The 22,371-nt window shown below is 52.7% G+C and carries 20 protein-coding genes; 6 read left to right on the forward strand and 14 right to left on the reverse strand.

The window, feature by feature from the left end; all coding sequences use genetic code 11:
- Positions 1-726: 726 nt before the first annotated feature.
- The 7 genes from SPK40_RS09935 to SPK40_RS09965 form a co-directional block, all read right to left on the reverse strand.
- On the reverse strand, positions 727-1,617 hold the full coding sequence (locus SPK40_RS09935) for a TIGR03899 family protein (protein WP_330960378.1): 891 nt from the start codon (positions 1,615-1,617) through the stop codon (positions 727-729).
- 259 nt (positions 1,618-1,876) lie between these two features.
- On the reverse strand, positions 1,877-2,365 hold the full coding sequence (locus tag SPK40_RS09940; protein WP_248141587.1) for a DUF3299 domain-containing protein: 489 nt from the start codon (positions 2,363-2,365) through the stop codon (positions 1,877-1,879).
- A gap of 12 nt (positions 2,366-2,377) precedes the next feature.
- A complete protein-coding gene (locus SPK40_RS09945) occupies positions 2,378-3,637 on the reverse strand; it encodes an ABC transporter permease (protein WP_330960379.1) in 1,260 nt (419 codons plus the stop codon).
- A complete protein-coding gene (locus tag SPK40_RS09950; RefSeq protein WP_330960380.1) occupies positions 3,634-4,326 on the reverse strand; it encodes an ABC transporter ATP-binding protein in 693 nt (230 codons plus the stop codon). The genes SPK40_RS09945 and SPK40_RS09950 overlap by 4 nt, the downstream gene beginning before the upstream one ends.
- A gap of 49 nt (positions 4,327-4,375) precedes the next feature.
- Positions 4,376-4,984: a zinc uptake protein ZrgA gene (zrgA, locus tag SPK40_RS09955; RefSeq protein ID WP_330960381.1), complete on the reverse strand. Its 609-nt coding sequence runs from the start codon at positions 4,982-4,984 to the stop codon at positions 4,376-4,378.
- A gap of 40 nt (positions 4,985-5,024) precedes the next feature.
- Positions 5,025-5,321 (reverse strand): hypothetical protein, encoded by a 297-nt coding sequence (locus tag SPK40_RS09960; protein ID WP_330960382.1) that lies wholly within the window; start codon positions 5,319-5,321, stop codon positions 5,025-5,027.
- A 69-nt stretch (positions 5,322-5,390) separates the two neighbouring features.
- A complete protein-coding gene (locus SPK40_RS09965) occupies positions 5,391-5,948 on the reverse strand; it encodes a YtfJ family protein (protein WP_330960383.1) in 558 nt (185 codons plus the stop codon).
- 299 nt (positions 5,949-6,247) lie between these two features.
- Here SPK40_RS09965 and SPK40_RS09970 point away from each other — a divergent pair, with 299 nt between their 5' ends.
- On the forward strand, positions 6,248-6,463 hold the full coding sequence (locus SPK40_RS09970; RefSeq protein WP_248141727.1) for a DUF1107 domain-containing protein: 216 nt from the start codon (positions 6,248-6,250) through the stop codon (positions 6,461-6,463).
- Positions 6,464-6,495: 32 nt separating this feature from the next.
- Here the strand turns inward: SPK40_RS09970 and msrA are convergent, their stop codons facing one another.
- On the reverse strand, positions 6,496-7,128 hold the full coding sequence (gene msrA, locus SPK40_RS09975) for a peptide-methionine (S)-S-oxide reductase MsrA (RefSeq protein ID WP_330960620.1): 633 nt from the start codon (positions 7,126-7,128) through the stop codon (positions 6,496-6,498).
- Positions 7,129-7,338: 210 nt separating this feature from the next.
- Here msrA and tamA point away from each other — a divergent pair, with 210 nt between their 5' ends.
- The 3 genes from tamA to SPK40_RS09990 are packed head-to-tail and all read left to right on the forward strand — an operon-like array spanning position 7,339 to position 13,236.
- Positions 7,339-9,060: an autotransporter assembly complex protein TamA gene (gene tamA / locus SPK40_RS09980; RefSeq protein ID WP_330960384.1), complete on the forward strand. Its 1,722-nt coding sequence runs from the start codon at positions 7,339-7,341 to the stop codon at positions 9,058-9,060.
- Entirely contained in the window at positions 9,057-12,830 is a 3,774-nt protein-coding gene (gene tamB, locus SPK40_RS09985) for an autotransporter assembly complex protein TamB (RefSeq protein ID WP_330960385.1), read from the forward strand. The genes tamA and tamB overlap by 4 nt, the downstream gene beginning before the upstream one ends.
- A 19-nt stretch (positions 12,831-12,849) precedes the next feature.
- Positions 12,850-13,236 (forward strand): gamma-glutamylcyclotransferase family protein, encoded by a 387-nt coding sequence (locus tag SPK40_RS09990; RefSeq protein ID WP_330960386.1) that lies wholly within the window; start codon positions 12,850-12,852, stop codon positions 13,234-13,236.
- Positions 13,237-13,270: 34 nt separating this feature from the next.
- Here SPK40_RS09990 and ppa read toward each other — a convergent pair whose 3' ends face one another.
- Together ppa and fbp are read right to left on the reverse strand one after the other, a co-directional pair.
- Positions 13,271-13,801 (reverse strand): inorganic diphosphatase, encoded by a 531-nt coding sequence (ppa, locus tag SPK40_RS09995; protein ID WP_248141577.1) that lies wholly within the window; start codon positions 13,799-13,801, stop codon positions 13,271-13,273.
- A 149-nt stretch (positions 13,802-13,950) separates the two neighbouring features.
- Positions 13,951-14,967: a class 1 fructose-bisphosphatase gene (gene fbp / locus SPK40_RS10000; RefSeq protein ID WP_248141576.1), complete on the reverse strand. Its 1,017-nt coding sequence runs from the start codon at positions 14,965-14,967 to the stop codon at positions 13,951-13,953.
- 194 nt (positions 14,968-15,161) lie between these two features.
- On the opposite strand from fbp, the gene mpl reads away from it, so the two are divergent.
- On the forward strand, positions 15,162-16,526 hold the full coding sequence (gene mpl, locus SPK40_RS10005; RefSeq protein WP_330960387.1) for a UDP-N-acetylmuramate:L-alanyl-gamma-D-glutamyl-meso-diaminopimelate ligase: 1,365 nt from the start codon (positions 15,162-15,164) through the stop codon (positions 16,524-16,526).
- Entirely contained in the window at positions 16,516-17,133 is a 618-nt protein-coding gene (locus SPK40_RS10010; protein WP_248141571.1) for a flavin prenyltransferase UbiX, read from the forward strand. The genes mpl and SPK40_RS10010 overlap by 11 nt, the downstream gene beginning before the upstream one ends.
- Here the strand turns inward: SPK40_RS10010 and SPK40_RS10015 are convergent, their stop codons facing one another.
- From SPK40_RS10015 to argR, 4 genes are all read right to left on the reverse strand, one after another.
- A complete protein-coding gene (locus tag SPK40_RS10015) occupies positions 17,134-17,568 on the reverse strand; it encodes a universal stress protein (protein WP_330960388.1) in 435 nt (144 codons plus the stop codon). It abuts the gene before it with no gap.
- 80 nt (positions 17,569-17,648) lie between these two features.
- The gene (locus SPK40_RS10020) at positions 17,649-20,243 is read right to left on the reverse strand and encodes a TRAP transporter permease (RefSeq protein ID WP_330960389.1); all 2,595 of its coding nucleotides are present in this window, start codon (positions 20,241-20,243) and stop codon (positions 17,649-17,651) included.
- A 158-nt stretch (positions 20,244-20,401) separates the two neighbouring features.
- A complete protein-coding gene (locus SPK40_RS10025; protein WP_248141566.1) occupies positions 20,402-21,370 on the reverse strand; it encodes a TAXI family TRAP transporter solute-binding subunit in 969 nt (322 codons plus the stop codon).
- Positions 21,371-21,663: 293 nt separating this feature from the next.
- Positions 21,664-22,134, reverse strand: a complete 471-nt coding sequence (argR, locus tag SPK40_RS10030) for a transcriptional regulator ArgR (RefSeq protein WP_036750199.1) — start codon at positions 22,132-22,134, stop codon at positions 21,664-21,666.
- Between the last annotated feature and the right edge of the window lie 237 nt (positions 22,135-22,371).

Genomic DNA, 22,371 nt, shown 5'->3' on the forward strand with positions numbered 1-22,371 from the left:
GAATACCGGCCTGTCACGCCGGGGGTCGCGGGTTCGAGTCCCGTCCGCTCCGCCACTTCTTAGAGAAACCCAGTCAGCAATGACTGGGTTTTTTGCTATTCAGGGTTCTGATAATTTCTCACTGACGAAAGCCGCAGACTAGGCGTCCCCGTCGAAAGAGTGGGGCTTTTTTACGTTTGGGATTTGATATCTGTCCTTCGGCCGGACGCCTCCCGGTTGTGTGAGATCCTAGGCGTTCCCCCATTCATTTCAGAGTCCAGAGTCTCAGGAGGCTCACCTCCGACCCAAAGCTGAGCTTTTGGCGATCAGAACTTGATGTTCATCCTTCGACGAAAGAACTCCGGCCAAGTACATCTGAAACCTTGATAAAGAAGCGATCTTCACGTGGCAATCTTTTGTGTTTGCTCAAAGTTCATAACGTCACTGTTATGACGAGTTGGTTCTGCTTTATAAAGAATGAATTGTGTCAGGATAACTTACAAGCGGCTTGATGAGTGTTCTTGCTCGTTTGTTTCGTTGGATACGTTCGATATGCCATCTAACTGGCTGTAAATCAGTGTGAAGCCAAGTAGTAGACCAAGAATAAGCGCATCCAAGTGCTTTCTATCAATACCGTTTGCGAAGGGATGAAAGTGGGGGGAGATGATCAGCTGTACATTCCTCTGGAATGTGATGTGATTGCGACCTGCTCAGTCGAGAGCCGTGAACAGGTCTGCGTGTGAAAATTCAGATCACATGACTAGAGGAAGCATCACTGGTGACGATAAAGTGCTTGTTCAGCAATTCCGTCAGATTGCTTTTGTATTCATCATGGCGGTGATTCCCCAATAATTGTGCTATCTCCTGACCAACGGGGGTCAGGCGATAATAGAGCAGGCTGAGGGTCGTTGTAGCTGGCTGCAGCTGATAATCACTGCCTTGGTAGTGAAAGTGCAAGGCGACATCATTTTGGAGTTTCCCGGACTCAAGTTCCGTATTCAAGACCAGACCTAACCCGATTAATTCCAGTAAATGGGAGTAGGGCAGCTGATAATAGCCCAGGTTAAGCTTATCGATCGACGGGCTTTTCAGCTGGCGAAATAAACCCGTTTTGTATTTGATGCCGGTGAGCAGTTTCTTGCTGTGATCTTGGCCAAAATGACACGTGAGCATACAAGCGCGGCGAAACAATTGAGCGTCTCGCTGGGTCATTTGCTTGAGGGTCAGCATGGTTTTCAGGGAGATCGAACCTGGTGCGAGGACTTCCTGACGGAGAATCCGGCTCCAAAGTTTCTGCATTGGCGGGCTGAAAATATCTTGTGCTATGGTCATAAAAAGATGGATCCAGTCCGGATCCGGTTCGCCCGCGGTTTCGTCCAGGCAACTGTCATAGCTAAGTTTAAAGATGCGTTCCAGATTCTGCTGCTGGCGCTGTTGCAGCTTTTGATGACGACTTTCGGTCCGTTCCTGAAGCGTCTTCTCATGATCTTCGTCGATCTGAGCTCCCACGACATGATGCCGTGCGATTGACTGAATTCGAAAACGGCTGCTTCGTACAGAGCTTTTTTGGTTACTTTTTTTTTCTGATGCCGGTACGACTTGTACTGGCTGGACACTGGCCTGATTATCAGTGCTCATCCGACGTTCACTCCCCGCTGCAATCTATATAGTTTTTACATTCGATCGTAATCTTTAGCAAGAGGCGTGACTTTTGTGTTAATCAGTGGTTAAATTTGTTAATCGCCCGGTGTGATGAAGCTGTGCTATCAAGGAGGGGCTGATGACGAAAAAGAACAGTAAGCGTATAACAGATATTTTGTTACTACTCGGATATGTCATGATCCTGGCCTACCTTGCATCCCATGTGTAAGGTAAGCCAGTTCAGTGAGGATACTACTTATCCTTCATCGTCGTATGCTTCTATTATTGTTCCGTTGAGCAGGTAACCTGTTTCAGCGATCTCATGCTCTACGGTCTGCACTTTCAGTTTTCCTGTCACGTACACCACATCCCAGAGTTGCTGTACTGGTGCGCCTTTGGGAAATTTCACATAGATAATCTGGTTTGGCGGCGGCGGCGGTACATGAATACAGGCGCCGAAGTAAGGCACCAACAGGAATTCCGTAACCGTATTCTCATCTCCTTCCAGCGGAATAACGAAACCAGGGATCTTGACCAGACTGCCATCCAGCTCAGATCGTACTGAGCCAATATGCTGTTGCAGCGCGCTCTGAGTGTTCTCATGCGAGATGTTCGGCATACCTTTTTGGTCAAACAACTTCCTTTCTTTTACCGGGATCAGATCTATCCAGTCCAGCGTCAGTGTATCTTTTGCAGTTGCTGTGAATGAAAACCAGCAGCACAGTAAAACGATCCAGTATTTCATGGTGATTTCCTTTTAAATTCGAATGGTCATGCCGTCGGCCAGTGAGAGATGATAAGCACGCAAGGCCGGGAGTAAGCTTGTCAGCATGCCGGCGACTAATATCATGCCTGCTAATCCCCATTCATACGGCGTCGGTGCCGTTAAAGGCAGGAATAAGCCAAACGTATCAAGCAGCCATTCGTGACTCAGCCAGAGCCCGCCATAGAGTGCAATGGTTCCGGCCAGAATGCCGATCAGTGTCAGGGTGGTTGCTTCGAGAAACAGGAGTCCGGCAATCCAGCCCGGTCGGGCTCCCGTCGCCCTCAGAATTGCCATTTCCCGGCGTCTTTCGTTCAGGCTGGTCAGCAGGCTGGACAGCATCCCCAGCAGCCCTGCAATGACCACAAAGACGGAGATCACCAAGAGAGCCTGCTCAGCAACAGACATCATTCCCCAGAGTTCATGCAGCGCGACACCGGGCATAATCGCACTTAAGGGTTCCCCGGCGAAGGTATTGATAAAGCGTTGTAAGGCAAAGGTCTGAATCTTAGAGTTCAGTCCCAGGAGCACTGCCGTAATTTGCTGCGGCTGAAACTGATGATGGCTCAGCGTTTCAGAGTCAGGCGTATGACCCAGATGGGTACCGGATTCCCAGCCCACATGAATCGCTTCAATGGCTGCCAGTGAGACATGCACGCTGCGATCCACGGGTGTACCTGTCGGCGCCAGAATTCCGGTGATTGTGAAAGGCAGCTTGTCATGACGGGTAAACGCCTGGTCGCTGATACCATGGGCAACAATAATGGCATCCCCAATTTTGTAGCCGAGTTTTCGGGCAACCTCTGCGCCGATGACTGTCTCAAAGAGTCCGTGAAAAGCAGCGCCCTGCTGAAATTGCAGATGTTGCCGGTTTCCGTATTGATAGTGTCGGAAGTAATCCTGATTGGTTCCGATCACCCGAAAGCCGCGGTGGGAATCTCCGAGAGAAATCGGAATTGCCCATTTGACGGCTTTTTGCTGGCGCAGGGTCTGAAAACTCTGCCAGTCGATATTGTTGGTGGCGTTTCCAATACGGAATACCGAGTAAAGCAGCAGGTTCACTTGCCCGGAACGAGCACCGACAATGAGGTCTGTACCTGAAATGGTGTGTGCAAAGCTGGCTTTTGCCTGTGTACGTACTTTTTCCACCCCAAGCAGTAAGGTTGTGGAAATCGCAACCGTCAGCACGGTCAGCATGGCTGTCGTTTTTCGGTTACGCAAGCTTTGCCAGGCGAGAAGAATCAGGGCTTTCATATGCATTCTCCTGACTTGCATTGATTCAGTTCCGTCAGGCTGAGAATCTGATCAAAGCCATCAGTCAGCGTGGGATCATGGCTGACAAAAAACAGGTTGGTGCCGGCGTGTTCGCATTCATCCATGATCAGTTTGATAAAGTGATTTCGGTTCTCGTGATCCAGCGCTGAGGTCGGCTCATCAGCAATCAGCAGTGCCGGACGGCCAATCAGGGCCCTGGCGGCGGCCACGCGCTGCTGCTGGCCGATACTGAGCTGACTGACCTGTCGTGACAGGCATTCGTCCGGTAACTGGAGTGCACTGAGCAGCCGCTTTGCTTCTCGCTCGGGCTGTCCGGCATTTTTCTTTCTGAGTGAGGAAAAATGGCAGGGCAGCAGGACGTTATCCACAACCGAGAGATAAGGGAGCAGGTTAAATTGCTGAAAAATGTACCCGATATGATCGGCCCGGCGTTGATCTCTTTTGGAAGCCGATAGCGCGCTGAACGGGTGGTTCAGTAGCCGGATATGACCGGTCTGGGGCTGATGTATGCCAGCCAGAAGACTAAGTAAAGTGGACTTTCCGCTGCCGCTGGGACCTTTCAGAAAGGTTTTCTCCCCCGGTGCCAGGGACAGCGAGTCAATGTTCAGGATGTCGCTTTGCTGCCCGGGCCAACGAAAGCGAACTTGGTTCAGTTGCATGACAGTCATGATGTTCTCCGGGGAGGGGGATGGCCCCCTCCCTTCAGGTGGCTGAGACTCAGAAACGGAAGACAGGCTGCGTTGCCTGAAGCGTGGCTGCCTGCTGTCCTCTTTCGGTAATGGCCTGAACCTGAATGTTCTCTGTCGCCGGGAAGGCTGTGAACCAGGCAAGATGAAGCGATTTCAGTTTACTGATGGTGTCGCAACGGAAAGTATATTGGGCGCTGAACCCGGCATGTTCATTGTGATTTTCGTGATCATGATGATCGTGTTTTTCATGCTCATGCTCATGCTCATGCTCATGTTCGTGGTGGTGCTCGTGTGCTGTCTCGGAATGACCCGATAAGGTGTCAGAGACATGGCTTTCATGCAGATGACAGCCTGCTGTTGTATTGAGGTTGAACAGCAGGGTTGGTTGATTCAGTTTTTGCAGAGCCTGTTTCAGTATCGACTGGTCCTGTTCAGTCTGCGGCGGATGTTCAAATCCCACGATATCGGCTGCAGGTGCTGTGAATTCAATGAGCAGGTCATTGCCGTCCTGTGCAATGTTCAGTTCAACCTGGCCATGAACATGGGCTTCATGCTGAGTGTGAGCCTGAGAGGCGCCGGAAAAAGCGGCAGCCGAAACCAGCAGCCATGAGGCCGCACGAAAATGTTGAGTATTCATGTAAAACTCCCAATAAAAAAAGATGATGTATGTTCAAGATTTATCGGAAGCGGATGGGCGGGTCACGGGCGGACGGCGGAGGGCTCAGCCAATCGACCCGGCTGAAAGCGGGGGGGATGTCTGGCGCTGCGGTGAATGTCTGTGTCGGGATGGCATGCACATAACTGAGCAAACCGGCAGGCGCTGCATGGCAGTATGGGCAGTCGAACTCTGAATGCTGTGTATCACTCAGGGCACTGAGATCGTGGAGGATCTGAACAGGAGTTGTCAGAATGAACAGGCTGAAGAGCAGGGCCAGTAACCCTTTGTGCCATACACTCTCGAATGGATAACGCAACTGTCTGTCCCTGTCACTCCTGAGAAAGGATGTAATAATATATCATTACATCCTTTCCCGAAAGACTGATTACAGCAGGGACTGAATTTTTGACATTGCCTGCTGAATGTCGCTGTCACTCAGCTGTCCGTCTTTGACGTATACAACTTTACCAGCCTGATCCAGCACGATAATGGCTGAACTTTCTTCTTCCAGTGCCCAGCGTGAGCGGACCTTACCGTTGGCATCCAGAACAATAGATGACCAGGAAAATTCTTTCTTGCTGTCTTCAGCAGAGGATTTCACGAAACCGCCCGTGCCCCAGATGGCATCATCCTGATTGATGATCGTTGTGGTCTGGTATTGATCATGAGGCAAATTGGCAGCTTTGATCGCTTCGATCATCGGAGCATTCAGAGCTTTGGCGGAACTGCGCCCGGCAATGGCCTGGATCACCCTGACTTTGCCGGTCAGCTGGCTGGACTGCCATGGCTGATAGGCAATATCGTCACCGTTTAAAATCAGCTCTCCCTGTTCCGAGACACTGGTGCTGGGCAGCGGCTGACCGACGGTCAGATTGTGGGCCTGAGCCTGAAATGCGAGTGCAGGCAGAAATGCGCAAATTGCGATCAATGACTTCATTTTCATGTAGGTTGTTCCTTCTTTATGATTGTGCTGCCTTATCTTAGTTGAGTTTTTGTTAACTGGTAGAACCAGATTGTTAACCTTGAAGCGGGTCACTGTTTTTCCGGTCTGCTGATAAAAATGTGATTTCTTGAAAATGGATTGCGCAGGCTGAACATTTTTATCCTACAGTTGGGCGTTGTTGAGCATTTGGTCTGAAGTAAAAGCAGAAAATCGTGGCAAGCCTTTTGCATATATTTGACATCGCTAATGCAACTTTTTTGTCTACTCAGGATCAAAGGTTCAGGGAGTTGAGGGATATGATGCTGAAAATATTTAAACAATATCGTCCAAACCAAATTGCACGATACGTGAAAAATTACTTTCGCGGCCGTCTGTTTATTGTCGGTGTCGGCGCATTCGAATTTGACTGCGGACGCTTACTGCCGCCCTTAAACCGGGATAAAAAGGCATTGAACGTCTTGTCTGAAGTGAACCGGGAGATCCAGGTTCTGGCAGCCGCCAGTTATACCGGCTAGCGCCAGAGCCGGTCTGGCGCAGCGGATGATGGTTATTGCGGAGGCAGGCAGATCCCTGTTCCACCCAGGCCACAGTATCCCTGAGGATTTTTTTCCAGATATTGCTGATGGTAATCCTCAGCAAAGAAAAACTCGGGTGCCGGTTGGATCTCTGTGGTGATCAGTGCATCCCGGTTATTGTTCTGCAACGCATTTTGATACCTGGCTTTGCTGTTTTCGGCTTTGGCCTGCTGGCTGTCGCTGGTGGTGTAGATGACCGAACGGTACTGTGTGCCGATGTCATTGCCCTGACGCATGCCCTGAGTTGGGTCATGATTTTCCCAAAACTGGGCAAGCAGGCGTTCCAGCGACGTTTGTGACGGGTCGTAAACGACACGTACCACTTCAGTATGGCCGGTCTGGCCGGTACACACTTCCTGATAGGTCGGATTTGGCGTGAAACCACCGCTGTAACCGACAGCTGTGTTGAGAACACCCGGCTGGCGCCAGAACATGCGTTCAGCCCCCCAGAAGCATCCCATGCCGAGTACAACTTCTTCCATGCCTGTCGGCACAGGTGCATCAAGCTGAGTGCCGAAGAGCGCATGCGGCTCAGACGGAATCAGTGGCGTAGAACGGCCTGGCAGGGCCGATTCCGGTGAGATCATCTGCTGTTTATCCATGATGTGGGGTTCCTAATTACACGGTTAATAAGGCAAAAAGTAGAGGATTCGCGGCTGACAATCAATAGCGCCGTTTTTTCCGCTTGATCAACAGACCGGTGCGGACCCGATTGTTTTCTTTTTGTCTTTAGGGTTGGCACTTTGCCTCGGCTCTTGTCAGAATAAAATATGCGCGCAATCTAATAACATTCTAATAAGTGAAGACAAATAAGAATGATGACTTTGTTTCGGCGCTGTTTGTTAACAGTTGCTGTATTCGTGGTGACTTTGCCTGTCAGGGCAGATATGGGGCTCAATATTACCGGGCTGAGCGGCAGTCTGAAGAAAAATGTCGATATCTATGTCGCTGCTATTCCGAAGGAAGATTACAGTCCGTCTTTGCGTTTCAGAAGCCAGCTGGAAACTGAGATCCGGACGGCACTGAAAGCTCTGGGGCGTTATCAGCCGGTGTTGACGTACAGTCTGGAAGAGAACGGGCAGGACAGCACGCTGACGGTGCAGGTAGAGCCAGGCCCGAAAACACAAATTGCTGTCAGTGACATCCGGATCACGGGCGAAGCGGCAGACGATCTGGATTTTTTTGTCCTGAAGCGGGACAGCCGGTTAGAAAAGGGACGAACCCTGAACCACGGCAAGTATGATGCTTTCAAATCCAGCCTGGAGAGCCTGGCGCTGCGCAAAGGGTATTTTGACGCCAAGCTGAAGAGCAGCCGGCTGGAAGTCGCTCCGGGCCGTAATCAGGCCTTTATTCATATCGAATTTGATTCCGGCCGGCGTTACAAGTTCGGGGAAATTGATATTACCGGCAGCCAGATCGATGAACACAAGGTCCGTTCGCTTTCTCCGTTTGAAGAGGGGGACTACTATCTGGTGTCTAAAGTGGGCGAATATAACCAGCGTTTGTCTACCGTGGGCTGGTTTTCCTCTATTTTCGTGGGCGGTGATGTGAACGAACTCGGCGAGGGGACTGTCCCGATCCGGGTTGATCTCAAGCCCGAGGTCAAAAATAAAATCGAGACAGGTATCGGTTATTCAACCGATGTTGGCGCGCGCCTGAAGTTCAACTGGCGAAAACCCTGGATCAACAGTGCAGGCCACAGCCTGGATGTCCGTACCGAAATTTCCAAGATCCAGCCCAAGGTCCAGGCAACGTATAAAATTCCGCTCGATAACGTCCTTGAAGATTACTACCAGTTAATCGGGGCGATTCGTTATGTCGATAACCACGATACGATCAGCACGGAATATCACTTTGGTGTTGAGCGGCACTGGCGGTTTGATCATGCCTGGAATGGCGTAGCCTCCGTGCGTCTGCTGTATGAGGATTATCGTCAGGGTGAGTTTGAGCAAGGCACGTCATTTATGGTGATCCCGGGCTTGAGTGTGTCCCGTACCCGCTTAAGGGGCGGCAGCTGGCCAACCTGGGGCGACAAGCAACTGCTTCAGCTCGAATATTCCGATCCGGCGTTTGGTTCAGATCACCGTTTGGTGAAGCTGAGAGGCCGGAGTGCCTGGATCCGTTCTTATGCGGCCGATCACCGTTTTCTGGCCCGGCTGGATGCCGGGACAATCTGGTCTGATGCGCTGGAAGATATTCCGCCGTCTATGCGCTTTTTCATCGGTGGCGATAACAGTTTACGAGGTTATCACTACGAGTCTATTTCGCCACATGACAGTGAAGGCAAGCAAACCGGTGGTGAAAACATGCTTGCTTCGACGCTGGAATACCAGTACCGCCTGACCGGGAACTGGTGGGGGGCACTGTTCTATGATTACGGCGCCTCCTGGATAGAAAATCCGGACTGGCAGGCCGGTGCTGGTTTTGGGATCCGCTGGGCTTCGCCGGTCGGGCCGATCCGACTGGATTTTGCCTGGGGGCTCGACAAGCCAGACGAGCGTTTCCAACTTCACTTCGTTCTGGGGCCTGAATTATGAGCTGGTTAAAAAGACTGTCCCTGGGGCTGCTGACCTTGGTGATGCTGCTGACCTTATTGCTGTGGGCGCTGCTCTATAGCCATGCCGGGGTGAGGCTCGCACTGTGGGGGGCGCAAAAGTTTGTGCCGGCCTTATCCGTCAGAGACAGTTCCGGAGCGCTGCTCAAAGGCTTTACCCTCAATGGGGTGCGCTATCAGGATGAGCTGATGACGCTGAGCAGTGAACGGCTGACACTGAACATCAACGATGATTGTTTGCCGATCCCTGAACTTTGTATCCGTGAACTGACGCTGAGCGGGCTGGACTTTGTGATGACATCCTTGCCACCGACGACAGATGAAGCCCCCGAACCCAGTGAACCGCTGACGGAGATTGCGCTCCCGGTGCCAGTCCGGCTGGAGCGGCTCACGCTGGATGATATTCAGCTGAATATTCTCGGTAATCGGGCCCGCTGGCAGCATTTCAGCTCAGCTGCAACCATGACTGGCAGCCATCTGACCCTGAAGCCAACGGACTGGGAAGGGATTGCCCTGAATCTGGCGCCTCCGGCAGAAAAGGAAATTCAGGAGCAGACTCAGGCACAGGCCGAAGATGTTGCGGAGGCATACACCCAGACGAAACGGGAGTCGATTGTACTGCCGGATGTGGTATTGCCGCTGAAAGTCACCATTGAGCGTTTTACAGTGAAAGACTTCCTGCTGGAAGGCAAGACTCCCCAGAAGGTCAATACGCTGGAGCTGGTGGCTGAGGCGGACAAAAGCCAGGTCACACTGACGCGGCTCTATGTGGATGTTCCTCAGGCGACCCTGGATGTGAACGGGGAAGCTGAACTTAAAGGTGAGTACCCGCTTACCCTGAAGGCAACGTCAGAAATCGCCATGGAGCCGGTGCAGGGACATCACGTGAAGCTGGCAGCTTCCGGTTCGCTGGCGAAGCTGGCACTGGACCTGGCGCTGACGGGGCGGCTCGATGCCAAACTAAAGGGAACCCTTTCTCCGCTGGATGCAGACCTGCCGTTTGATATCAGTGTAGTGAGCAATAACTTACAGTGGCCGCTCGATGATAAACCGGAGTTTGTGGCTCAGGATACGGCGATTAATGCCAAAGGTGATCTGAATGGTTACGCCTTTACGGTGAAAACCAAGGCAGACGGCGAGCCGATGCCGGCAATCGATGTGAATCTGCAAGGAAAAGGGACCCTGGACGATGTCGATTTGGAAAACCTGACGGTGAATACTCTGGGCGGGCAGGTTTCAGGCAATGCACAGGCGAGCTGGGCAAAGCTTGTGAACTGGCAGGGGCAACTGAACCTGACCGATATCCAGCCGGGGCTGGAGTGGCCGCAAGCAGAGGGAAAACTGAGCGGCAGGCTGCGTACATCGGGTGGTTTAACGGCACAGGGCGGATGGTATGTGAAATTGCCTGAGCTGAATATCGACGGGGAAGTGATTGGCCAGCCGTTCAATCTTGCCGGTCAGCTGGATGCCGGTGACGAAAGCGGGAAGGGAGCGTTTGAACTGGTGACACAGGGGCTGACGTTAAAGCACGGTCCCAACGGTCTGAGCGCGCAGGGAAGTCTGAAGGAAAACTGGAATCTTTCGGCGACGGTCAAGGCGCCGGATCTGGCGCAGTCCGTGCCCGGCCTGCGGGGACGGGTAAACGGCAATCTGATACTGAGCGGTAAAATGTCAGAACCGGCGGTTGACCTGGATCTGACGGGGCAGGCGCTGGGTTGGCAGGATCTGGCACAGCTGAAGAGCCTGAAATTGAAAGGACGGGTCACGCCTTTACCCACACTGGCCGCAGATATACATCTGACGGCACAGGAAGGCAGCTATCAGGATGCGGCCAAGCTGAAAAAGCTGGATATTCTGTTTCAGGGAACCGAAGCGCAGCACACGCTGACGTTGACGCTGGATGGTGAGCCGGTCAGTACGTCACTGGCTGTACGCGGCAGTCTGGATCGGCAACAGGGCTGGCAGGGATTACTGCAGCGCGGCAGCCTGGAGACACCGGTGGGGCCGTGGCGCCTGAATCAACCCACGGCGCTGGCTTATAATTTGAGTCAGCAAAATGTGACGGTTGCTGCCCATTGCTGGGGACAGGATAAAGCATCCGTCTGCCTGAGCCAGCCGCTGCAAGCCGGGGCCCGGGGACAGGCTGCACTTTCGATCAATCAGTTTGGCTTTGCGATTTTGAAACCATTCCTGCCGCCGGAGCTGAAGCTGGACGGAGAACTGAACGCAACGGCAAACGCAAGCTGGTCTCCTCAGCAGCCACCAGTGCTGCAGGCGCAGGTCAGATTGCCTGCAGGCGGCGTGCGGCAGCAGGCCGCGGCAGATGAACCGGGGATGACCATCGGGTGGGATCAGATCACTCTGAACGCCGACATGCGCAATGATGTGCTGACCGCAGACTGGCTGGTGGCAGTGAAAGATAACGGTGATCTGTCCGGGAATGCACGCATTACTCAATTGAGTGGTGAGCAGCAACTGGATGCTGCGGTGAAGCTGGATGCTTTCCGGCTGGACTTCTTGCAGCCACTGGTGGCTGATTATCACACCTTCGGCGGTCAGGTTGATACAAACCTGACGCTGAGCGGGCCGATTTTGCATCCGCAGGTTCAGGGAATTTTTAAAATCTCCCAGCTGAAAGCGATTGGCCGAAAAGTCCCGCTGGATCTCGATCGCGGAGAGATTGTCGCAAACTTTAACGGATACAGCGCGCTGCTGCGCGGTGAACTGGATACACCGGATGGCCAGTTGCTGTTGCAGGGGGATGCAAACTGGGCGGATATGGCGAGCTGGAGCACGAATCTTAAAGTGAACGGTCGCGAACTGGAAGTGAATGTCCCTCCGATGATTTCCATGAAGGTCTCGCCCGATCTCAAGATCAGCGCTGCACCGAAAATGGCAGAGATCAGCGGGAACGTGATCATTCCGTGGGGGCGGATCACGGTTGATCGTTTGCCGGAATCGGCAGTGCAGGTTTCGGATGATGAAATTTTGCTGACGGATGATCTCAAGCCGATAGAAACTGACACTAAGGTGCCATTTGAGATCAAAACCAACGTGATGGTCCGGATTGGCCCGGATGTCAGGTTGTCTGCCTTCGGTCTTGATGCGGGCCTGTCGGGCAATCTCAAAGTGAACCAGCAGGACAAAACACCTTTGGTTTATGGTGAAATTAAGGTGGATGACGGGACTTACCGCGCCTTTGGGCAGGAGCTGGTGATCCGCAAAGGCCTGATCACTTTCAATGGACCTGCAGATCAGCCTTACCTGTCGGTTGAAGCAATCCGTAACCCGAACAATATTGAAGATGAAGTCACAGCAGGGATCCGGGTGACCGGCCCGGCGGATGAGCCTCGGGTCGATATTTTCTCTGATCCGGCGATGCCTCAGCAGAATGCGCTGTCTTACATCCTGCGCGGGCGGAACCTCGACAGCGAATCACCCGAAGGCGGCGGTGCGATGACCACCGCACTGATCAGTATGGGGTTGTCGCGCAGCAGCCAGCTGATCGGCAATGTCGGCGAGGCTTTCGGTGTACAGGATCTGACGCTGGATACCGCCGGTGCCGGAGATGATTCTCAGGTCACCATCAGTGGTTATATTTATCCGGGACTGCAAGTAAAATACGGCGTGGGGATATTTAACCCGATCGGCGAGTTTACAATCCGGTATAAACTGTTGCAGGACTTGTATGTCGAAGCGGTGTCCGGGCTTGAGAGTGCAGTCGATCTGCTGTATCAGTTTGAGTTTAATTAACCAGAAAGGATGTTTGGACGTGTACACTCGGGTGTTTGTCTATGGCAGTCTTCGCCGGTATCAGTCGAATCACGGCCTGATGGCGACGGCAGTATTTCGCGGCGCCTGTCAGCTGCCCGGATTTGCGATGTATGATCTTGGGCCTTATCCGGCGGCATTAAGGCAGGACACTGCTGATGTTGCAGTACACGGTGAAGTCTATGACGTGGATGCCGGAACCTTTCGTGAACTGGATATTCTGGAAGGGCTGGGAGAAGAATACTGTCGTGAGCGTGTCGTGACGCCCTATGGTAAGGCCTGGATTTACCTGTATTTACAGCCGCTTGGCCGTTCACCGCTCATTCCGGAAGGTGACTGGGTCGCCTGGGCTGAACGACAGACTCCGGAAACAAAAAACGCTCCCTGAGGAGCGTTTTTTTATGGACTTTCGACCGCGGGAATTATTTTTCCTGAGCGCGCTCGTAAGATGCCATGATTTCAGCTTTTGCTGCTTCAACGTCAGCCCAGCCTTCAACTTTCACCCACTTACCAGATTCCAGCTCTTTGTAACGCTCGAAGAAGTGCGTGATTTGTGCTTTCAGCAGCTCTGGCAGATCGTTCACATCTTTGATGTGATCGTATTCTTTGGTCAGCTTACTGTGAGGAACGGCAACAACTTTCGCATCTTCACCAGACTCGTCAGTCATCTTCAGAACACCAACCGGACGGCAGCGGATCACAGAGCCAGGCAGCAGCGGGTATGGGGTCGGAACCAGTACGTCAACCGGGTCACCGTCCAGAGACAGTGTGTTGTTCACGTAACCGTAGTTACATGGGTAGAACATTGGTGCAGACATGAAACGGTCTACGAATACCGCGCCAGAGTCTTTGTCGACTTCGTATTTGATTGGATCAGCGTTTGCCGGGATTTCGATGACAACGTAGATGTCTTCTGGCAGTTCTTTACCTGCAGGGACGTTGTTCAGGCTCATGATGAATTCCTTGATAGTTTTCAGATGATTTTATCGCCGGGAATTATAACGACTCGCTGTGAAAAAAACAGCTTCTAAGACGTTTCGGGAACTTGCAGGGCGGTCAGCAGGGAAGAATGCCCGGCTGAGGGAGCCGGGCACGGGCTGGATTATTCGGCGTCAGGGAATTCTTTCAGGAAGCTTTCCACTTTCTGGACCATCTTGGTTGAACCGACAAAGAAAGGCACGCGCTGGTGCAGTTCAGTCGGTTTGATCTCCATAATCCGGTTTTGACCATCCGAGGCGACACCGCCGGCCTGTTCAATCAGGAAGGCCATCGGGTTGCACTCGTACAGCAGGCGGAGCTTGCCGTTCGGGTGCGTGGCCGTGCTCGGGTAGAGATAAATCCCCCCTTTGAGCAGGTTGCGGTGGAAATCCGCGACCAGAGAACCGATATAGCGGGAGGTGTACGGACGATCATCTTCCGGCACATTCTCCTGACAGTACTTGATGTACTTTTTCACGCCCTGCGGGAAACGGATGTAGTTTCCTTCGTTGATTGAGTAAATCCGGCCATCTTCCGGAATGGTCATGTTCTCGTGTGACAGGCAGAACACGCCCAGAGACGGGTCGTAGGTGAAACCGTGCACGCCGTTGCCGGTGGTGTACACCAGCATGGTGGATGAACCGTAAATAATGTAACCGGCAGCGACCTGCTTGTGGCCAGGCTGAAGGAAATCTTCAATTTCTGCAGGGCCGCCAACGGAGGAAACCCGACGGTAAATAGAGAAGATTGTGCCGACGGAAACGTTTACGTCAATGTTCGAAGAACCATCCAGTGGGTCCATTAACACCACGTACTTCGCTTCGCGGTTCAGTTCTTTATTGAAGACAACCAGTTCGTCTTCTTCTTCACTCGCCACGCCGCACACCTGGCCGCGGGCTTCCAGTGCAGCCTTGAATTTCTCGTTGGCATACACATCCAGTTTTTTCTGGGCTTCACCCTGAACGTTTTCGCTGCCGACATCGCCGGTAATATCAACCAGACCTGCTTTATTGATTTCACGGTTGACGATTTTGGCCGCCAGTTTAATGGAACCCAACAGAGAAGAGAGTTCACCGCTGGCATGGGGGAAGTCGTGCTGATTCTCGACAATGAACTCGCCAAGGGTTCTAATATCGGACATATACAATCCTTGCATCGTGTTGTCATGGGGGTAAGAAATGTCGGGTACAATGCCTCTTTTCGGACAATTGAACTGTACCCCAGGCCACTGGCCAGTTATTGTTTGATGCAATTGTATATAAAGATCTTTTTTATGGTAACGAAGTAACACTGAAGCGTGGTCGTGACCTATTTTTTGTTTGTGAGCCGACAGTTATGCATATCCATATTCTCGGAATCTGCGGTACTTTTATGGGCGGTGCCGCCATGCTGGCGAAGCAGCTTGGCCATAAAGTGACCGGTAGCGATGCCAATGTTTATCCGCCGATGAGTACGATGCTTGAGTCTCAAGGTATTGAAATTATTCAGGGTTATGATCCTGCCCAATTAGAACCTGCACCAGATTTGGTGGTGATTGGCAATGCCATGAGCCGCGGAAATCCTTGTGTGGAGTCTGTTCTGAATAAAAACCTGCGTTATACCTCGGGCCCGCAGTGGCTGCAGGAATTTTTGTTACATGACCGCTGGGTGCTGGCAGTTTCCGGGACTCACGGGAAGACGACGACCGCCAGTATGCTGGCCTGGATCCTTGAGGATTGTGGTTATCAACCCGGTTTTCTGGTGGGCGGTGTGCTCGGAAACTTCGGTGTTTCCGCGCGCTTAGGCGAAAGTTGTTTTTTCGTCGTCGAAGCGGACGAATACGATAGTGCTTTTTTCGATAAACGTTCTAAGTTTGTTCATTATCGACCACGAACGCTGATTATGAACAATCTGGAGTTCGATCACGCAGATATATTTTCGGATCTGGCCGCCATTCAGCGCCAGTTCCATCATTTAGTCCGGACCGTGCCGGGTGAAGGAAAAATTCTGGCGCCGAAAGGCGTAGCTGCGATTGATGAAACCCTGGCCATGGGGTGCTGGAGCGAGCTGGAATACAGCGGTGAAGACGGCGATTGGCAGGCGCGTAAATCGAGTGCAGACGGCAGTGAGTTTGAGGTCCTGTTCCTGGGCGAGCACGCAGGTACAGTCCGCTGGGATCTGGTCGGCGATCATAATGTCAGCAATGCCCTGATGGCGATCGCGGCGGCCCGTCATGTCGGCGTGACACCGGAGCTGGCCTGCGATGCACTGGCGCGTTTCGTTAATACCAAGCGCCGACTGGAGCTGAAAGGCGAACAGCACGGGGTGAAGGTCTATGACGATTTTGCCCATCATCCAACCGCAGTCGAACTGACGCTTGGCGGGCTCCGTGCCAAAGTTGGCGAGTCGCGCATTCTGGCGGTGCTGGAGCCGCGTTCGAACACCATGAAGCTGGGGGTCCATAAAGCGGATCTGGCGCCTGCGCTGGCAGCAGCAGATGAAGTTTTCCTCTTCCAGCCCGACACGATCCCGTGGTCAGTGCAGGAGATTGCGGATCTGTGCTCGCAACCGGCTGTCTGTGAAGGCGATATTGATGCCCTGGTGCAACAGATTGTCGCGTCGGCTCGCCCGGGCGATAACATTCTGGTGATGAGTAACGGTGGTTTTGGCGGAATTCATGACAAGCTGCTGCGCGCCCTGGGAGGTTTCAATGCAGGATAAGCGGGTCACGCTTGCATGGACCGGGGCATCCGGTGCCCCCTATGGCCTGCGTTTGCTGGAATGTCTGCTGGCGGCGGACTATCAGGTGTATCTGCTGATTTCTTCGGCAGCCCGGGTGGTTCTGGCAACCGAGCATGGACTGAAGTTACCATCGGGGCCGGAAGCGGCGCAAACGGCTCTGGCAGAGCACCTGAATTATCAGGGCGATAAGCTGGTGGTGTGCGGCAAAGAGGACTGGTTTTCTCCGGTCGCTTCAGGTTCGGCGGCACCGAAGAAAATGGTGATCTGCCCCTGTTCCGCCGGTACGCTGGCTTCTGTAGCTCATGGCATGTCGGACAATCTGCTGGAGCGTGCCGCGGATGTGGTGCTGAAAGAGCGGGGCCAGCTATTGATGGTGGTCAGGGAAACCCCGTTTTCATCCCTGCATCTGGAAAACATGCTCAAGCTTTCTAATCTCGGCGCAACCATTATGCCAGCCGCGCCGGGCTTTTATCATCAGCCGAAGACGATTGACGATCTGATCGACTTTATGGTGGCGCGGATTCTGGATCATCTTGGCGTTGAGCAAGGACTGGTGCCGCGCTGGGGTTATGATCACCGCGCCTGATCAGTCCGGTTTCAGCACCAGAATATGCCCCGGGGCATTTTCCACAACCTTGGCTGCGACAGAACCCAGCATCAGCTTATCGACCCCCGAACGCTGATGGCTGGGCATAATAATCAGATCCGCTTTGAGCTGATGCGCATGGTCAACAATGGTTGTCCAGGGTTTGCCTTCTGAGACGGTTTCAGTGTGCTGAACATCGTCCGGAATATGTTCTGCGGCGAACTGTTTCAGGGACTGCTGGGTCTCCTGCATGATTTTACGGGCTGCATCTTTGGGAAAATAACTGGACACGATCGCCATATGGATGCCGGGCAGGACGTTGAGTAAGTGGACGACTGCGCCGGATTGACGGGCGTGCCAGACAGCCAGTTCGACGGCTTTGTGGCAGAACCCTTCTTCATTGAGATCGACTGGCACCAGAATGTGTTTATACATGGCATCCTCTTTGTGTCAGACACCCACAGGCAGGGTTGCCTGTGGGTGAAGGTGTTTCGTCTGACTAGAGTGTAGCCCGGTCAGGCACTTTTGGTTGGCTCACCTTTGTGAGTTGTTTCAAGCTTTGCTTTGCGTCGCTGATTCCAGCCCAGTAACACCAGCAGTACGATTGTCGGTACAAACACCCACTCTTTCATTGGCCGTGCTGCCGGCAGACTGACGGTCACGATTTCCCAGCCAAAATCAATGCCTGCCTGCTCAGCAGGGCTGCCAAATTCAACCAGTTCGACGATCATCTTCTCGCCTTCCTGTTTGAGCATCAGACCTGTCGAGGCAATTTTTTGGTTCGGATCTGTGGCGTCTTTATCAAATGGCAGCAGAACATGCTTAGTGACTTGATCGCCCAGCAGATCCATCCCGGTCACCTGTACTTCAAGTGGTTCACCGGCAGCCAGTTTATCGGCCGCATCCACAATCAGGGTGCCCGGCATTTCATGTTTGGGCGGATAGACCATGTCCCACCAGAACCCCGGACGAAACAGAGAGAAAGTGATCACTAACAGGGCAACGGTTTCCCACCATCTGACTTTGGTAAACCACCATCCCTGTGTGGCAGCCGAGAACGTCAGCATGGCAAGAATAGCTGATATCACAGTCAGCATCAGGTGCCACCAAGTATCAATGTCCATCAGTAACAGCTGGGTGTTAAAGATAAACATGAATGGCAGGATCGCGGTGCGGATGTCATAGGTGAAGCCCTGAATACCAGTCCGGATGGGATCGCTTTTGGCAATCGCAGCGGCGGCAAAGGCGGCCAGACCGACCGGCGGCGTGTCATCTGCCAGGATCCCGAAATAGAACACAAATAAATGCACGGCCAGTAACGGGATGATCAGGCCGTTTTCCGCACCCAGGGTGACGATGACCGGCGCCATCAGGGTCGAGACCACGATGTAGTTTGCTGTAGTGGGCAGTCCCATGCCGAGGACCAGGCTGATCACCGCCGTAAACAGCAGCATCAGCATAATGTTGCCGCCGGAAATGAACTCGACGAAGTCCGTCATGACCAGCCCGATACCGGTCAGGGTGACCACCCCAACGATGATCCCGGCTGCTGCTGTCGCAACACCGATCCCAATCATATTCCGGCCGCCGGAAACCAGGCTTTCCAGCAGGTCATGCCAGCCCTCTCGGGCAGCATTTGCCAACGACTGCTCTTTGGTGAACAACGCCATCAACGGACGCTGAGTCAGCAGAATGAAAATCATGAAGACGGTTGCCCAGAAAGCAGACAGGCCCGGAGAGAAGCGCTCCACGGTCAGACACCAGACCAGCACGACAATCGGAAGCAGGAAGTACAGGCCGGATTTTACGGTCGGACCCGGATCCGGGACTTCGGTCAGCTCTTGATCGGGATCTTCCAGTAAATGATCCTTGTAGTCGGCGGCAACCCGGATCAGAGCCACATAGGCGATCAGGATCGCAACGGCAATGATAGGCGTGGCTGCTGCACCGAAGACATCTTTGGTCCAGCCAATCCCGTAATAAACGAGGGCACTGATCACAATCAGACCGACGATGATCCCGGTAAATGAGAGGAGCTTTTGTACCAGTGTGGGACGGTAACGGCGCGGCAGTCCGGTCATTCCGGCTTTACAGGCTTCCAGATGGACGATGTAAAGCAGCGCGATGTAGGAGATCAGCGCAGGCAGAATGGCGGCTTTAATGACTTCCACATAAGACACACCGACATATTCCACCATCAGGAAAGCGGCGGCCCCCATAATTGGTGGTGTCAGCTGGCCGTTTGTTGATGCGGCAACTTCAACAGCACCGGCTTTGTAGCCGGGAAAGCCGACGCGTTTCATCAGGGGAATGGTGAATGTGCCTGTGGTCACTACGTTCGCAATTGACGAACCGGAAACCAGTCCGGACAAACCGGATGCAACGACGGCCGCTTTGGCCGGACCGCCGCGCATGTGGCCCAGCAATGAAAAAGCGACTTTGATGAAGTAGGCGCCGGCACCGGCACGTTCCAGCATGGCGCCAAACAGCACGAATAAGAAAACAAAAGCCGTGGATACACCCAGCGCGACACCGAAGACCCCTTCTGTCGTCAGCCACAGATGTGACATGGCTTTGTTGAGACTGGCCCCTTTGTGGGCAATGACATCCGGCATGTACGGACCGGCAAAGGTGTACAGCAGGAATACGGAGGCCACGATCATCAACGGCGGCCCCAGGGCCCGGCGTGTCGCTTCCAGCAACAGCACCATCCCCATGACGGCTGTGGCCACATCAAAGGTGGTCGGTGCTCCGGCACGGCCGGACAGAGCTTCGTAGAACAGAAGGATATAACCAGCTGCAAAGCTGGCCAGCAGGGCTAATATCCAGTCCTGCAGCGGAATTCTGTCTCTGGGCGAGCTTTTGAGGGCCGGAAAAGCAGTAAAGGCGAGAAAAATCGCAAAGGCCAGATGGATAGCACGCGCTTCGGTGCTGTTAAATTTACCGATATCGGTGATAAAAGGGAGCGGGGATGCATACCAAAGCTGGAACAATGACCAGCAAAGGGCCACCACCCACAAAATTCGTCCCTGCAGTCCTTCGGGACTGCGTGCGCCGGTATCCGCCTGTGCCACCATGTCCTGGACATCGTTCGAGTCGGTTTTTGTCATACTACTTCCTTATTTCAGGAGCGATCCGGAGTTTCAAGTTTGAGGTTTAAGTCTTTATCTTGGACAGACTCATTCGCCTGTTGGCGTATTTCATTGTGCTTACAGACAAAAGTGCACCGCAGAGACGGTGCACCTTAGTCAGTCGAGATATGGCCGGCTTATTTAATCAGGCCAACTTCTTTGTAGTATTTCTCTGCGCCCGGATGAAGCGGGATAGAAATACCGGCTTTCACCATGTCCTCTTTTTTCAGGTTGGCGAAGCTTGGATGCAGACGGGTAAAGACATGGAAGTTTTCGAAGACGGCTTTGGTCAGCGCGTAAACGACATCGTCAGACACTTTGGTTGAAGTGACCAGCGTCGCTGCGACACCAAAGCTGTGCACATCCTTGTCAGAACCACGATACATACCACCCGGTACCGTAGATTTTGCGTAGTACGGGTTGTCTGCAACCAGTTTGTCGATCGCCGGACCAGTCACAGAAACCAGTTTGGCATCACAGGAGGTTGTTGCTTCTTTGATGGAACCGTTCGGATGGCCAACAACGTAGACAAAGGCATCGATCTTGTTGTCACACAGAGCCTGAGAACGCTCAGAACCCTTCAGTTCAGCGGCCAGTTTGAAGTCATCTTTGGTCCAGCCCAGCGCTTTCATCACGACTTCCATCGTGGCACGGTCACCTGAACCCGGGTTACCGATGTTCACGCGTTTACCCTTCAGGTCTTCAATGTTGTTAATGCCGGAGTCGGCACGGGCAATGACGTTGAAGGGTTCGGTATGCAGGGAGAATACGGCACGCATGTCTTTATACGGGCCCATTTCCTTGAATTCACTGGTTCCGTTGTAGCCGTGGTATTGCCAGTCAGACTGAACCACACCGAAGTCCAGTTCTCCGGCACGCATGGTGTTCACGTTGTAAATGGAACCGCCGGTTGATTCGACAGAACAGCGAATGCCATTGGTTTGTCGTTCGTTATTCACCAGCTTACAGATCGCGCCACCCGTCGGGTAGTAAACACCGGTCACTGAGCCGGTTCCGATTGTGATGAAATCTGCAGCTTGTGCCAGCCCTGAAGCCAGAACCGTCGCAGACAATGCGCCGACTTTGAGCAGTTTTGTTAAGGCCATTGTGATCCCTTCCTGTTGTGTAAATTCTTATCAGCAGCGAACGGTGCTTCCGGTTTTCAGTTCGCAATGCTTTAAACAAATCAAGGAGATAATAGCAAACGATTTAAGTGTATTTAAAATTATGTAAACACATTTTTGTGAAAAAGTAATGAGATTGAGACATCACACCCGAATAAATAGCATAACTATCCATTCATTTACGGTCTTTTGGCTCAGGCAGAGGGGATTTTTCAGCAGGGGAGGAGATGCACGCTCTCTCTATTCCTCAGAGAGAGCGTTGTGCGACGATTGACTTACTTGCTGTAATCAAACAGTGAACAGACTGAGTCGAACAGCTGCTCGGCGGTCGTCGTCAGTGTCGGGGTGATGAAAATTGTATCGTCACCCGCGACAACGCCCAGGATACCTTCAGCGCGGCCCAGTGAGTCCAGGAGGCGGGCAATGACCTGAGCAGCCCCGGGACCCGTGTGGATCACGACCATGGCATGGTTATAGCCAACTTCCATCACCAGCTCTTTCAGCGGGCTGCTGATGGTTGGCACACCCAGTTCGACCGGCAGGCAGTACACCATTTCCATTTTGGCATTTCGGGTACGTACCGCACCGAATTTCGTCAGCATCCGTGACACTTTCGATTGGTTAATATTATCGAAACCCTGTGCTTTCAAGGCATCGACGATCTCACCTTGAGAGCTGAATTTTTCTTCCTTGAGTATGGCTTTGAATGCTTTGATCAAGCGTTCTTGTTTATCGGAGCTACGCATAAGTAAATTTCATGTACAGGGAGAGGGGTCATATTTTGTCACAACCACCTAGGCTGTAGCAAACAGTGTTCATGCAAACTTGGGACTAAGTTATTGTTCTGAGTTTAGCTGACTGCATAATTATTGAAAATAATTGCAAGCGAGACTGATGTTTACCTTTTTTGTTGAGTGGAAAATGTGATGACAGCCTGCGTAACATCGCAAAGCTGAGGGGGTATGATTGTATTTCGCGAAGGC

Origin of the sequence: Photobacterium sp. 53610 (genome assembly GCF_036409375.1) — a bacterium.
GTDB lineage: Bacteria > Pseudomonadota > Gammaproteobacteria > Enterobacterales > Vibrionaceae > Photobacterium.